At 68.4% G+C, this 12,519-nt stretch carries 11 protein-coding genes; 2 read left to right on the plus strand and 9 right to left on the minus strand.

The window, feature by feature from the left end:
* Positions 1–69 precede the first annotated feature (69 nt).
* The 5 genes from hutF to hutC are packed head-to-tail and all read right to left on the minus strand — an operon-like array spanning position 70 to position 4,810.
* Positions 70–1,446: a formimidoylglutamate deiminase gene (hutF, locus tag C1O66_RS08785; protein WP_102767528.1), complete on the minus strand. Its 1,377-nt coding sequence runs from the start codon at positions 1,444–1,446 to the stop codon at positions 70–72.
* Positions 1,447–1,448: 2 nt separating this feature from the next.
* Complete coding sequence (hutG, locus tag C1O66_RS08790) at positions 1,449–2,258, minus strand: N-formylglutamate deformylase (RefSeq protein WP_102767529.1); 810 nt, start codon at positions 2,256–2,258, stop codon at positions 1,449–1,451.
* Positions 2,259–2,287: 29 nt separating this feature from the next.
* Complete coding sequence (hutI, locus tag C1O66_RS08795; RefSeq protein ID WP_207795924.1) at positions 2,288–3,496, minus strand: imidazolonepropionase; 1,209 nt, start codon at positions 3,494–3,496, stop codon at positions 2,288–2,290.
* Between the two features lie 28 nt (positions 3,497–3,524).
* Positions 3,525–4,091: a HutD/Ves family protein gene (locus C1O66_RS08800; protein ID WP_102767531.1), complete on the minus strand. Its 567-nt coding sequence runs from the start codon at positions 4,089–4,091 to the stop codon at positions 3,525–3,527.
* Positions 4,088–4,810, minus strand: a complete 723-nt coding sequence (gene hutC / locus C1O66_RS08805) for a histidine utilization repressor (RefSeq protein WP_102767532.1) — start codon at positions 4,808–4,810, stop codon at positions 4,088–4,090. The genes C1O66_RS08800 and hutC overlap by 4 nt, the downstream gene beginning before the upstream one ends.
* A 75-nt stretch (positions 4,811–4,885) precedes the next feature.
* Here hutC and hutU point away from each other — a divergent pair, with 75 nt between their 5' ends.
* Together hutU and hutH are read left to right on the plus strand one after the other, a co-directional pair.
* Positions 4,886–6,595 carry a urocanate hydratase gene (gene hutU / locus C1O66_RS08810; RefSeq protein ID WP_102767533.1) on the plus strand — a complete coding sequence of 570 codons (1,710 nt, stop codon included), beginning with the start codon at positions 4,886–4,888 and terminating at the stop codon, positions 6,593–6,595.
* Between the two features lie 24 nt (positions 6,596–6,619).
* Positions 6,620–8,164, plus strand: coding sequence for a histidine ammonia-lyase (gene hutH / locus C1O66_RS08815; protein ID WP_102767534.1), 1,545 nt, complete (start codon positions 6,620–6,622; stop codon positions 8,162–8,164).
* An 87-nt stretch (positions 8,165–8,251) separates the two neighbouring features.
* Here the strand turns inward: hutH and glk are convergent, their stop codons facing one another.
* Genes glk through C1O66_RS08835 form a run of 4 tightly spaced genes read right to left on the minus strand, consistent with a single transcriptional unit; the run spans position 8,252 to position 12,517 of the window.
* Positions 8,252–9,235: a glucokinase gene (gene glk / locus C1O66_RS08820; RefSeq protein WP_102767535.1), complete on the minus strand. Its 984-nt coding sequence runs from the start codon at positions 9,233–9,235 to the stop codon at positions 8,252–8,254.
* A gap of 38 nt (positions 9,236–9,273) precedes the next feature.
* On the minus strand, positions 9,274–10,797 hold the full coding sequence (locus C1O66_RS08825; protein WP_102767536.1) for a tryptophan halogenase family protein: 1,524 nt from the start codon (positions 10,795–10,797) through the stop codon (positions 9,274–9,276).
* 9 nt (positions 10,798–10,806) lie between these two features.
* Positions 10,807–11,808, minus strand: coding sequence for a cupin-like domain-containing protein (locus C1O66_RS08830; protein ID WP_102767537.1), 1,002 nt, complete (start codon positions 11,806–11,808; stop codon positions 10,807–10,809).
* A complete protein-coding gene (locus C1O66_RS08835; RefSeq protein ID WP_102767538.1) occupies positions 11,801–12,517 on the minus strand; it encodes a SapC family protein in 717 nt (238 codons plus the stop codon). Before C1O66_RS08835 ends, C1O66_RS08830 begins: the two co-directional genes overlap by 8 nt.
* Positions 12,518–12,519 lie beyond the last annotated feature (2 nt).

Below are 12,519 nucleotides of genomic sequence, written 5' to 3' on the forward strand. Positions count from 1 at the left end.
GCGGGAAATCTACCAATTCGCAACATCCGGCATGGCCTGCCGGGCGCCCGAACCCCCCGGCGCGGGCGCTCAGGCCAGGGCCGCCATGGTCTTCAGGAAGCGGGCGCCAATCTCGGCGCGTGCCTCATGCTGGCCCTGGTGCAGGCGCCGCTGGCCGGCCACATAGACCTCCAGCAAGACCTGACCCTGGGACGCAAACACCAGGCCGTCCAGCACGGCCGAATCGGGCAGACCGGCGACGCCGCTGGCCAAGGGGTCCAGCACCAGGAAGTCTGCCCGGGCGCCGGCCTCCAGCCCCCAATGCTGGAAGCCGGCCGGCGCTGCGCTGCCGGCACGCACGGCTTCAAACAAACGCGCCGCCGTGCTGGCCTCACGGCCCGGGGCCGCCGCCACATTGCGCTGCTGCAGGCTCAGGCGCTGGCCGTACTCCAACCAGCGCAGCTCTTCCACCCAGTTGCGGGTGACGTGGCTGTCCGAGCCGATGCTGATGGGCACGCCGGCCTCCAGCCAGCCGGAAAGATCGCACAGGCCATCGCCGAGATTGCCCTCGGTGCCGGGGCAGATCACCACCGAAGCGCCCGTGGCCGCCACCTGGGCGATCTCCTCGGGCGTGCTGTGGGTGGCGTGCACCAGGTGCCAGCGCCGGTCGGGCTGGAAGTCATTGCAGAGCAGCTGCATGGGCCGCTGGCCGGTGGCGGCCAGGCAGTCGCGCACCTCCTGCTGCTGCTCGGAGATGTGGATGTGGATCGGGATGTCGGTCTCGCCGACCAGGGCCTGCAGCTCCTGGATGTCGCCGGCATGGGCAGCGCGCAGGGAATGCAGGGCCACGCCGGCATGGAGCAGCGGCCGGCCGGCGGCGCGGATGCGTTCGCTGGCGCGCCAGACCCAGGCCGCATCGGTGGCGAAGCGGCGCTGGTCGCGGCGCAGGGCCGGCTCGGCAAAGCCCGCATGGGCGTACAGCACCGGCAGCAAGGTCAGGCCCAAGCCCACTTCGGCGGCCGCGTCGGCCAGGGCCCAGCTCATGGCCAGCTCGTCGGGATAGGCGCTGCCATCTTCCTGATGCTGCAGATAGTGGAACTCGCAGACCTGGGTGTAGCCGCCCTGCAGCAGCTCCAGATAGAGCTGGGCGCCGATGTCACGCAGTTGCTCGGGCGTGACGCGCAAGGCCAGGCCGTACATGCGGTCGCGCCAGGACCAGAAATCGTCGTCGCCCGCCTCGCGCCGCTCGGCCAGGCCGGCAAAGGCGCGCTGGAAGGCATGGCTGTGGGTGTCGACCAGGCTGGGGATGACCGGGCCCTCCAGGCGCGCGGCACCCTCGGGGCAGGCTTGGCCGGCCTGCACGTGCAGCCAATGGCCATCGGCACCCACCTCCAGCAGCACATCGTGCTGCCAGCGCCCTTCGACCCAGGCTTGCGCCGCCCAGAACTTCTTGTTGATCGCGTTCATGCTCAGGCCTTGGGGTTCTGGGGCTGCCACTGCAGCAAGGCGCTCAGCAACTGGCGGATCAAGGGCTGCACCTGGGCGGCCAGCTCGGGGTCGTAGGCATAGGGCGGCTGTTCGCTCATATAGCAGCGCTGGCACATCTCCAGCTGCACGGCATGAATCTGCTCGGCAGGCTGGCCATAGTGGCGGGTGATGTAGCCGCCCTTGAAGCGGCCATTGACCACCTGGGTGTATGCGCTCTGGCTGGCCTGCACCTGGCCCAGGGCGGCGGTGATCTCGGGCGCGCAGGAGCGACCCTCGACCGTGCCCAGGTTCAGATCGGGCAGGCGGCCCTCGAACAGCCAGGGCAGCTCGGAGCGGATGCTGTGCGCGTCGAAGAGCAAGGCGTAACCAAACAGGTTCTTGAGCCGCTGCAGCTCGGCGTTGAGCGCACGGTGATAGGGCAGCCAGTAGAGCTGGCGGCGGCGCAGCTTCTCGGCCTCATCGGGCTCCTGGCCGGCCAGGTAGAGCGGCTCGCCGGTGAAGAAGCGGGTCGGGCAGAGCTCGGTGTTGGACGCACCCGGATACATGGGCGTGTCTTCGGGCGGGCGGTTCAGGTCGATCAGATAGCGCGAGTAGCTCGGCACGATCAGGCTGGCGCCCAGCTCTTCGGCGATGCCGCCGTAGAGGCACTCCAGATGCCAGTCGGTGTCCTCGCTGTCCAGCGCGCGGGGCTGGTAGCGGGCCTGCTGGTCCGCAGGGATCTGATGGCCCACATGGGGCATGCTGATCAGCAAGGGCGTGCGGCCCTGCCGCAGCTGGAAAACAGGACTCATGATGGGGCAGACAACAGTTTCAGGTTCGCTCAGCCGCGCAACTTGGCGCCACGCACCACCTGGCGCAGCGGGTTGCGGCCGAAGTAATAGGCCAGCTCATTGGGATGCTCGACATCCCAGAGGCAGAAATCAGCGCGCTGGCCCGGGGCCAGCTGGCCGCGGTCGGCCAGGCCCAGGGCGCGGGCCGCGTTGACGGTCACGCCGCGCAGCGCCTCTTCCGGCGTCAGGCGGAACAGGGTGCAGGCCATGTTCAGCATCAGCAGCAGGGACAGCGTCGGCGAGGTACCGGGGTTGTGATCGGTGGAGATGGCGATGGGCACACCGGCCTCGCGCAGCGCCTGCACCGGCGGCAGTTTCGTCTCGCGCAGGAAGTAGTAGGCGCCCGGCAGCAGCACGGCCACGGTGCCAGCGGCCGCCATGGCGGCCACACCCTCGGCACTCAGGTACTCCAGGTGATCGCAGGACAAGGCCTTGAATTCGGCCGCCAGCTGGCTGCCGCCCTGGTCGCTGAGCTGTTCGGCATGCAGCTTGACCGGCAGGCCAGCGGCGCGCGCGGCCTCAAAGATCTTGCGCGTCTGCGCCGGCGTGAAGCCGATGCCCTCGCAGAAGGCATCGACGGCATCGACCAGGCCCTCGCGCTGCAGCAGGGGCAGCCAGTCGCAGACGGCTTGCACGTACTCGTCCGCCCGGCCGTCGAACTCCGGCGGCAGGGCATGGGCACCCAGGTAGGTGGTGCGCACATCGACACCGAGGCCGGCCAGGCGCCGCGCCACACGCAGCATCTTGGCTTCCGAGGCCTGGCTCAGGCCATAGCCCGATTTCACCTCGACCGTGGTGACGCCTTCTTTCAACAGGTTCAGCAGCCGGTGGGCGGCCTGGGCGTAGAGCTGGTGCTCGGTGGCCTGGCGCGTGGCAGCAACGCTGGAGCGGATGCCGCCACCAGCCTTGGCAATCTCTTCATAACTGGCACCCTGCAGGCGCAGCTCGAACTCGCGCGCGCGCTGGCCGCCGTAGACCAGATGGGTGTGGCAGTCGATCAAGCCCGGCGTGACCACGGCGCCGCCGAGGTCGTGGGTCTGGGCCACGGTGGCGCGCAGCTCGGGCGTCAGGTCGGCGGTGGCGCCGACCCAGAGGATGTGCTCGCCCTGGGTCAGCACCGCGCCCTGCTCCACCCAACCCCAGGCGGTGTCACCCGCCAGCGTGGCCAAACGGCCACCGGTCCACAGCTGCGTCTTCATGGTCATTGAGCTCCTGCTTGTTGCATCGTCAGTCGCCGGCGTCCTCTGCCTCGCTCCAGGCCATCCACCAGGCGGCACCTTCGCCGTCAAAAATGCAGCTCTGCCGCGCCGGGCTTTCGCACCAGGCCAGGCTCAAGGGGCGCAGCGGCATGGCACGCGCGCCATGGCTGAGCAGGCCTCCGCCGGCGGTGAACAAGCCGAACCAGCGACTGTTGCCCGCCTCGGGCAGAAAGGGGTGATCGGCCGGCTGCACCAGCAGGCGGCCGCGGCTGCGCCGGTGCATCAGATTGAAGTCGCGGGTGGCGCCGCCGATCAGGCTGCACTCAGGCGCCAGGGCGCCATCGAAACTCAGCAACTCGTCGCCGACGCGCAGCTCGTACTCATACAAGCGCACGCCATCGCCGCGCAGCACGGCGAACCAGCGCTGGATGCCTTCGAAGGCCGAGAACGGCCCGTCGCGCTCGATATCGGCCACGCTCAGGCGCACGATCCAGTCGCTGGGATGTGGCCAGGCCAACAGCTCGCGGGTCTGGCCGCCGCCGTTTTTCCATGGCTGCGGCGCCAAATCTTCCGCGCTGATCACACTCCAACTCATGCTTGAAAGCTCCCCTGCAACAGATAACGCGAGCCGGGGTGGGTCAAACGGACGGTGGTGACGATGCGCCCGCGGCTCAGGGTGCTGCGCTTGACCACCAGACAGGGGTCGCGCCGCGAAATGCCCAGAAGCTTAGCCTCGGATTCGCTCGGCAACGTCGATTCGATGGTGTAGCGGGCCTCGCTGAGGGGGGCAACTTGTAACAAGTAGTGGGTGGGCGTGCTCTGGCTGAAGTCCTGGGCCAGGTAGTCCGGCGCGCAGAGCGGGTTGACCAGGCGGTCTTCGCACTGGATGGCCACGCCGTTTTCCAGGTGCACGATGACGCTGTGGAAGAGCTCAGCGCCGGCCGGCAGCTCGAACTCGGCCGCCTGCTCGGCCGTGGCCTTCAGCGTCTCCAGGCGGTGCAGCACGGCCTCGTGGCGGTGGCCGCGCTCCGCGATCTCGTCGTGCACATCGCGCACGGTCAGGGTCGAAGAGATGCGGTGCAGCTGGGCCACAAAAGTGCCCACGCCCTGCACCCTCTCGATCAATCCCTCCTGGTGCAGCTCGCGCAGGGCACGGTTCACCGTCATGCGGCTGACGCCAAAGGTCTGCACCAGTTCGGCCTCGGAAGGCAGCAAATCACCGGCCACCCAGTGGCCCGAAGCGATGCGTTCGCGCAGATGGTTCTGCACCTTCAGGTACTGCGGTTCCGGGCTGGCGGGCGATTTTCTGACCATGGCCGGATCGTAGTTGACTTTACTTGTATAGACAACTAGAGTTCGCCACATTCCGCAGCCCCATAGGAGCCCGTCATGTCCTCACCGTCGACCACGCCCAAGACCTCTGCTCAGCCGCGCGTCGTGCGCGCGCCCACCGGCACCCAGCTCAGCTGCAAGAGCTGGCTGACCGAGGCCGCCTTCCGCATGATCCAGAACAATCTGGACCCTGTGGTTGCCGAGAACCCGGACGCACTGGTCGTCTACGGCGGCATCGGCAAGGCCGCCCGCAATTGGGACTGCTTCGAAGCCATCCTGGCATCGCTCAAGAAGTTGGAAGCCGACGAGACCCTGCTGGTGCAGTCGGGCAAGCCGGTTGGCGTGTTCAAGACCCATGCGGACGCACCGCGCGTGCTGATCGCCAACTCCAATCTGGTGCCGCACTGGGCCAACTGGGAACACTTCAACGAGCTCGACCGCAAGGGCCTGATGATGTACGGCCAAATGACGGCCGGCAGCTGGATCTACATCGGCACCCAGGGCATCGTGCAAGGCACGTATGAAACCTTTGCCGAAGCCGGCCGCCAACACTATGGTGGCTCGCTGACTGGCCGTTGGGTGCTAACCGCCGGCCTGGGCGGCATGGGCGGCGCCCAGCCCCTGGCCGCCACGTTTGCCGGCGCCTGCTCGCTGAACATCGAGTGCCAGCAATCGCGCATCGATTTCCGCCTGAAGACCCGCTATGTCGACGAGCAAGCGACCGATCTGGACGACGCCCTGGCCCGCATCGCCAAGTACACCGCCGAAGGCAAGGCCATCTCCATCGCCCTGCTGGGCAATGCCGCCGAGATCCTGCCGGAGCTGGTGCGCCGCGCCAAGGCTGGCACCGCCATCAAGCCCGATCTGGTGACCGACCAGACCAGCGCTCACGACCTGATCAACGGCTATCTGCCCGCCGGCTGGACCGTGGAGCAGTGGAAGGCCGCCGCCGCCGACCCCGCCCAGCATGCCGACCTCAAGGCCGCTGCGGCGCGCGGCTGCGCTGTCCATGTGCAAGCCATGCTGGACTTCCAGGCCATGGGCATCCCCACCGTGGACTACGGCAACAACATCCGCCAAGTGGCGCTGGAGCAAGGCGTCAAGAACGCCTTCGACTTCCCCGGCTTCGTGCCCGCCTATGTGCGCCCGCAGTTCTGCGAAGGCCGCGGCCCCTTCCGCTGGGTGGCACTGTCCGGCGACCCGGAAGACATCTACAAGACCGACGCCAAGATCAAGGAACTCTTCCCCCACCACGCCCATGTGCATCGCTGGCTGGACATGGCCAAGGAGCGCATCGCCTTCCAGGGCCTGCCGGCGCGCATCTGCTGGCTGGGTCTGGGCGAGCGTCACATTGCCGGCCTGGCTTTCAATGAGATGGTGAAGAACGGTGAGCTCAAGGCCCCCATCGTCATCGGCCGCGACCACCTGGACAGCGGCTCGGTCGCCAGCCCCAACCGCGAAACCGAAAGCATGGCCGACGGCTCGGACGCCGTGTCCGACTGGCCGCTGCTGAACGCGCTGCTGAACACCGCCGGTGGCGCCACCTGGGTCTCGCTGCACCACGGCGGCGGCGTGGGCATGGGCTTCAGCCAGCACAGCGGCGTGGTCATCGTGGCCGACGGCACCGATGCCGCCGCCCAGCGCCTCTCGCGAGTGCTCTACAACGACCCCGGCACCGGCGTGATGCGCCATGCCGATGCCGGCTATGAGATCGCCAAGACCACGGCACGTGAGCGCGGTCTGAACATGCCCATGTTGGACCAATAAAAAACACCCGAAAACGACCGACCCATGAACATCGAAATCACCCCTGGCCAGCTATCCCTGGCCCAGCTGCGCCAGATCCGCAGCGGCGGCATCACTCTGAGCCTGCACGCCAGCGCTGACGCCATCATCCGCCGCAGCGCTGCCGTGGTGCAGGCCGCAGCCGCCGGCGACGCCCCCGTCTACGGTGTCAACACCGGCTTCGGCAAGCTGGCCTCCAAGCGCATCAGCAAGGAAGAGCTGGCCACGCTGCAGTTCAATCTGATCCGCTCGCACTGCGTTGGCGTCGGCGCGCCGCTGCAGCCCGAAGTCGTGCGCCTGATGCTGGCCACCAAGGCCGCCTCGCTCGCCCGCGGCCACTCGGGCGTGCGCCCGGAGGTGGTGCAAAGCCTGCTCGACGTCTTCAATGCCGGCCTCATCCCTTACGTGCCGGCACAAGGCTCGGTCGGCGCCTCGGGTGACCTGGCCCCGCTCTCGCACATGACCCTGGCCCTGCTGGGCGAAGGAGAAATGCTGGTCGATGGCAAGCGCCTGCCCGCCCTGCCCGAGCTGCAAAAGCACGGCATCGCACCCCTGGTGCTGCAAGCCAAGGAAGGCCTGGCGCTGATCAACGGCACGCAGACCAGCACCGCCCTGGCGCTGGAAGGCCTGATCCGTTTCGAGCAGGTCTACGCATCGGCCCTCGTTTCGGGCGCGCTGAGCCTGGACGCCGCTCGCGGCAGCGACGGCCCGTTTGACCCGCGCATCCACGAGGTGCGCGGCCAGCCCGGTCAGATCGAAGCGGCCCGCGCCTACCGCCAGATCCTGGCCGGCAGCGCCATCCGCGAGTCGCACAAGGAAGGCGACGAGCGCGTGCAAGACCCGTACTGCCTGCGCTGCCAGCCCCAGGTCATGGGCGCATGCCTGGACCAGGCGCGTTATGTCCGCGATGTGCTGATCCGCGAAGCCAATGCCGTGACCGACAACCCGCTGGTGTTTGCCGGCGAGGACGGCAGCAGCTATATGGTCTCTGGCGGCAACTTCCACGCCGAGCCGGTGGCCCTGGCCGCTGACGCGCTGGCCTGCGCAATTGCCGAGGTCGGCGCCATCGCCGAGCGCCGCATCGCCATGCTGATCGACGCCAGCGTCTCGCGCCTGCCGCCCTTCCTGACCGAGAACGCCGGCCTGAATTCGGGCTTCATGATCGCCCACGTCACCGCCGCCGCCCTGGCCAGCGAGAACAAGAGCCTGGCCCACCCGGCCAGCGTGGACAGCCTGCCCACCAGCGCCAACCAGGAAGACCATGTCTCCATGGCCACTTTCGGCGCGCGCCGCTTGGGGCAGATGCTGGACAACACCGCCCACATCATCGGCATCGAACTGCTGGCCGCCGCTCAGGGCATCGAGTTCCTGCGCCCGCTGAAGAGCTCGGCCGCGCTGGAAGAGGTGCACGCCCTGGTGCGCAAGACCAGCCCGGCCATGCCCACCGACCATTACCTGGCCCCCAGCATCGAAGCCGCGACGGCCCTGGTCTTCACCGGCGAACTGGCTGCGCTGGTCGAGCGCGAAGGCAGCATCGTCGTGCTGCCCTGATCGTGTCTTGAGATGCGCAAAGCCGGCCTGGTGCCGGCTTTTTTCATGGGCGGGAGGCTGAGCCGCCGGAGCCGCCTGAGACGAGAATTACAAACCCAAGTCCAGCGCCCGCGACGCCCCCTCCAGCGCGGGCGACACCGCCGCGTCGATCACGTGGCAGGGGATCGGCGTGAGGAAGCCGGACAGGCGGCCCTTGCCCTCAAAGCGGCTGCGGAAGGTGGAGCTGCGCAGCTCTTTCAGCAAGCGCGGGGCGATGCCGCCGCCGATGTAGACGCCGCCGCGGGCGCCCAGGGTCAGGGTGACGTTGCCGGCCATGCTGCCCAGGAAGCCGCAGAACAGGGCAATGGCCTGGGCGGCGGTGGCGTCGCCGGCCTCGGAACGGCCGAGCACCTCGGCGGGCTCCAGGCTGAGGACCGGCTGGCCGTTCAGCTCGGTGCAGGCTTGGTAGAGATTGACCAGGCCCGGGCCCGAGAGCGCACGCTCAGCCGAGACATGGCCGAAGCGAGCACGCAGGCGGGCGATCACGGCATCTTCGAAATCATCGAGGCCGGCCAGGGTGGCATGGCCGCCCTCGCCCGACACCGGCCACCAGCCGCCGCCGGGCAGCGGCATCAGGCCGGCCACGCCGAGGCCGGTGCCGGCGCCGATCACGGCCAGCGGCGCGCCGGCCACAGCCTCACCGGGGCCCAGCGCATGCAGCTGCGCCGCTTGCAGATCCGGGATGCCCAAGGCCAGGGCGGCGAAGTCGTTGATCACCGTCAGGCGCTTGAGACCCAGCTCGCGCTGCAGGCCGCTGATGGAAAACGACCAGGCGCCGTTGGTCATGCGCACCTCATCGCCGCTGATCGGATAGGCGATGCCGATGGCCAGGGCCTGGGGCCGCGGCAGGCCCTGCTGCTGCAAATAGGCCTCGACGGCTGCGGCCAGCGAGGCATGCTCGGCACCGCGATAGATCGCGCAGGCGCGCAGCGGGGCGCCCGGCGCATCGACCCAGGCAAAGCGGGCATTGGTGCCGCCGATATCGGCCAGCAGGCGGGGGAAGGTGTCCGGGCTCGGAACGGGAGTCAACATGGCAGGTGGTCAGTCAGCAAAAGGAAACAGCGCGGCGCTCAGGCGGCCGCGCGATACGGCGCACACAGGCGCTCGACATAGGCTTGGTGGGGCGGCAGGCCAGCCAGCTGGCGGCTGACCTGGCTGCGGATGTTGTTGAGGAATTGCGAGAGCTCGGCGTCACCCATCAAGTCAGCCACCGGGTGGTGATGCTGCGGGCTGATGCCCTGGCCCATCATGACCTGGATCCAGGAGTTTTCGGCAAACAACTCGTCCAGCGGGCGGAACACGCGCGCCGTCTCACGGAACAGCTCGATGCGGTGGCGCAGGGTCTCGGGCACGGCCATGGTGCGCACATGGCGCCACAGGGCCGAGTCGTCGCGCTCGGTCACGTGGTAGTGCAGGATGATGAAGTCGCGGATGTGCTGCAGGTCCTGCGTGGTCTGCTGGTTGAACTCGCGCACATCCACCTCGCGGATGCCACCGGCCGGGAACAAGCGCATCAGTCGGATGGCGGCGCGCTGCACCAGATGGATGCTGGTGGATTCCAGCGGCTCGATGAAACCGCTGGCCAGGCCCATGGCCACGCAGTTGCGGTGCCAGACCTCGTGGCGCTGGCCCGGCTGGAAGCGCAAGAGGCGCGGCTCGGTGATCAGCTCGCCCTCGACATGGCGGCGCAGCATGTCGGGCGCGTCGGCGTCCGAGAGCTCGCGGCTGCTGTAGACCAGGCCGTTGCCCACGCGGTGCTGCAGGGGGATGCGCCATTGCCAGCCGAAGGGGTGGGCGATCGAGCGGGTGTAGGGCGGCGCCTCGCGCACCGAGGCCGTCTGCACCGCCACGGCGCGGTCGCAGGGCAGCCAATGGCTCCAGTCCTCATAGCCGACGCCCAGGGTCTGGCCCAGCAGCAAGGCACGGAAGCCGGTGCAGTCGACAAAGAGATCGCCCTCGATGCGGCTGCCGTCTTCCATCTGCAAGGCCGTCAGATCGCCCTCACCTGGCTGCTCGCGCAGCACGGCGGCGATCTTGCCCTCGATGCGGCGCACGCCATGAGCCTCGGCCAGGCCGCGCAGGAAGCGGGCGTAACGCGTGGCATCCAGGTGGTAGGCGTAGTTCATGCCGTTGTTCGGCAGGTGGGCAAAGCGCTGCTCTTCGGCGGCGCGCAGCTCCAGGCAGTAGTCGCCGTAGGGCGCCGCCAGACCGCGCTCGCGGCCCTTGAGCCAGAAATGCTGGAAGCCGGCGCTCCAGTGGTCTTTGCCGGTCAGGCCGAAGGAGTGGATGTAGTCCTCACCCGGCGCCTTCCAGCCTTCGAACTTGATGCCGAGCTTGAAGGTCGCCTGCGTGGCGGCCATGAACTCCGCCTCGTTCAGGCCCAGCAGCTCGTGGTAAGTGTGCAGGGCCGGGATGGTGGCTTCGCCGACGCCGACGGTGCCGATCTCCTCGGACTCGACCAGGCGGATGTCGAGCAGCTTGCCCATCAGCTTGCCCATCAGGGCGGCCACCATCCAGCCGGCGGTGCCGCCGCCGGCGATGACGACGCGGCGCACCGGACGGGCGCCGTCGGAATACAAGGTTTGGACACTCATGGTGGGGACCTAGCGATTGAGTTTCTTGAGCAGCCAGGCGCGCATGCGGCGCATACCCGGCTCGGTGAAAGGCGCCAGCAGGCCGCGTGCCGGCGCCGGAATGTGGGCCGCCGTCTGCGCATCGGCCTCAAAGACGTAATGGTCGAACAAAGCGCGCCAGGCCGCACGCTCGGCCGGCGGCAGATCGCGCACCGTGGCCAGGGCCAGCCAGAGCGCGGTGTTGGGCGAATCGGACCAGTCCGGGCTGCGCCGCCACCAGTAGTTGATCAGCACATTGAGGTCATCCAGCCCTTCGACCTGGTGCCACCACAGGCTGGGAATGTAGATCGCATCGCCCGGCTCCAGCTCGACCACCTGGGCACGCGCCAGGGCCTTGGCAAAGCGCGGAAAGCGCTGCAGATCGGGCGCGGACGGGTTGGCCAGGCTGATGGGCTGGCCGGCGGGCGTGAGATCCAGCGGGCCGACGTAGAGATCCCCGACCGCATCGGGCGGGAACAGAGTGAAGCGCCGGCGGCCTGCGACGCAGCAGGCGATATTGGACGGCCAGTCCTGGTGCGCGGGCACGGTGATGCGGTTGCCCATCCAGAGGCTGGCCAGCGGCGCCTCCGGCGTGTCCATGGCCAGCATGTGCTCGGCGGCAAAGCCCGGCAGGCAGGTCTCGACCGTGGTCGAACCCATGTAGAGATAGGGGCGGAGGCTGGGGGCCAGGTCTTGCCCGGCCAGCAACTGAGCCAGAACCTGATCGAAAGGCAGGATCTGGCGACTGAAGTTGAAGCCGCTGAAGTCCTCGGTGTAGGCGATACGGCCGCCGGTCTCGCGCGCCATCTGGAAGACGCCGACGGTGGCGCCGCGCCAGTGGCCTTGCATGCACGCAGCCGCCGCATCAGCGCCCTGCCCCGCGGCCTGAACCACGGGCCAATGCGAGACCAGCCCGCGCAGGACGCAGGGCTCGTCCAAGCTCAGCACAAGGGAAGGCACCTGCCCGGGGGCAGGCACCTGGATTTCAAGCATGGAGCCGCACGCCCTGCGCCTGCTCGGCCAGGATCAAGGCCGGCAGGTGGGATAGCGAAGCCAGAGCCATGGCGATGGGCAGCCAGTGGCCGGCCTCATGCAACTCGGCCACGGCCGCACCGGACAGGCCGGCCAAGCGGTCTTCATCGATCACGAAATAGCCGGACATGCGGCGCAGCTGTCCGTCGGGCTGCTCGACATCCAGATTCATCGGCTCCAACAGGCGGTGGCGCAGCAAGGCGTCGATGAAATCAGGCAACTCCAGCATGCCCTGGTGCAAGGCCTGCAGCACGGACAGCCGGCGCTCGAGCACGACCGACTGCCCGCCCTGCGGCAGGAACAGGGGCTCCCCGGCCTCACGGCTCAGGCGTGGACTGTCCAGGTCCACATGAACCACCCATTCCTCCCCATCGCGTCCGACCAGAAAAGGCTGGCGCTCCAGTGCCCAGGGCAGGTGCCCGGCGCGCCAGCCCTGCGGGCCGAGAAAGCGGTTGTGCGGCTCGAACAAGCCCAGCAAGGCCACGGGCTGGAAACGAGCCGCGGCATTGGCGCCGCTTTCCTGGAACACGATGGGGAAATGCGCCTGGATCTGCCGGAACTCCGCCGGCACCGTGGGCACGGCGTTGGCGGCGTCACCCCAGCTGGCATCGAGCCGCGTTTGCAGACGCAGATCGGCATGGTTGACGTTGTCGAGCAGAACTGGGCGCATGA

The sequence above is a fragment of the Paucibacter aquatile genome (assembly GCF_002885975.1).
In the GTDB taxonomy this organism is placed as follows: domain Bacteria; phylum Pseudomonadota; class Gammaproteobacteria; order Burkholderiales; family Burkholderiaceae_C; genus Paucibacter_A; species Paucibacter_A aquatilis.

What these genes read in the sequence shown, in the direction of transcription:
- hutF (WP_102767528.1), bottom strand. Translation starts at nt 1,446, where the DNA reads ATGAACGCGATCAACAAGAAGTTCTGGGCGGCGCAAGCCTGGGTCGAA.
- glk (WP_102767535.1), bottom strand. Translation starts at nt 9,235, where the DNA reads ATGTTGACTCCCGTTCCGAGCCCGGACACCTTCCCCCGCCTGCTGGCC.
- C1O66_RS08835 (WP_102767538.1), bottom strand. Translation starts at nt 12,517, where the DNA reads ATGCGCCCAGTTCTGCTCGACAACGTCAACCATGCCGATCTGCGTCTG.
- hutI (WP_207795924.1), bottom strand. Translation starts at nt 3,496, where the DNA reads ATGAAGACGCAGCTGTGGACCGGTGGCCGTTTGGCCACGCTGGCGGGT.
- hutC (WP_102767532.1), bottom strand. Translation starts at nt 4,810, where the DNA reads ATGGTCAGAAAATCGCCCGCCAGCCCGGAACCGCAGTACCTGAAGGTG.
- C1O66_RS08800 (WP_102767531.1), bottom strand. Translation starts at nt 4,091, where the DNA reads ATGAGTTGGAGTGTGATCAGCGCGGAAGATTTGGCGCCGCAGCCATGG.
- hutH (WP_102767534.1), top strand. Translation starts at nt 6,620, where the DNA reads ATGAACATCGAAATCACCCCTGGCCAGCTATCCCTGGCCCAGCTGCGC.
- C1O66_RS08825 (WP_102767536.1), bottom strand. Translation starts at nt 10,797, where the DNA reads ATGAGTGTCCAAACCTTGTATTCCGACGGCGCCCGTCCGGTGCGCCGC.
- hutG (WP_102767529.1), bottom strand. Translation starts at nt 2,258, where the DNA reads ATGAGTCCTGTTTTCCAGCTGCGGCAGGGCCGCACGCCCTTGCTGATC.
- C1O66_RS08830 (WP_102767537.1), bottom strand. Translation starts at nt 11,808, where the DNA reads ATGCTTGAAATCCAGGTGCCTGCCCCCGGGCAGGTGCCTTCCCTTGTG.
- hutU (WP_102767533.1), top strand. Translation starts at nt 4,886, where the DNA reads ATGTCCTCACCGTCGACCACGCCCAAGACCTCTGCTCAGCCGCGCGTC.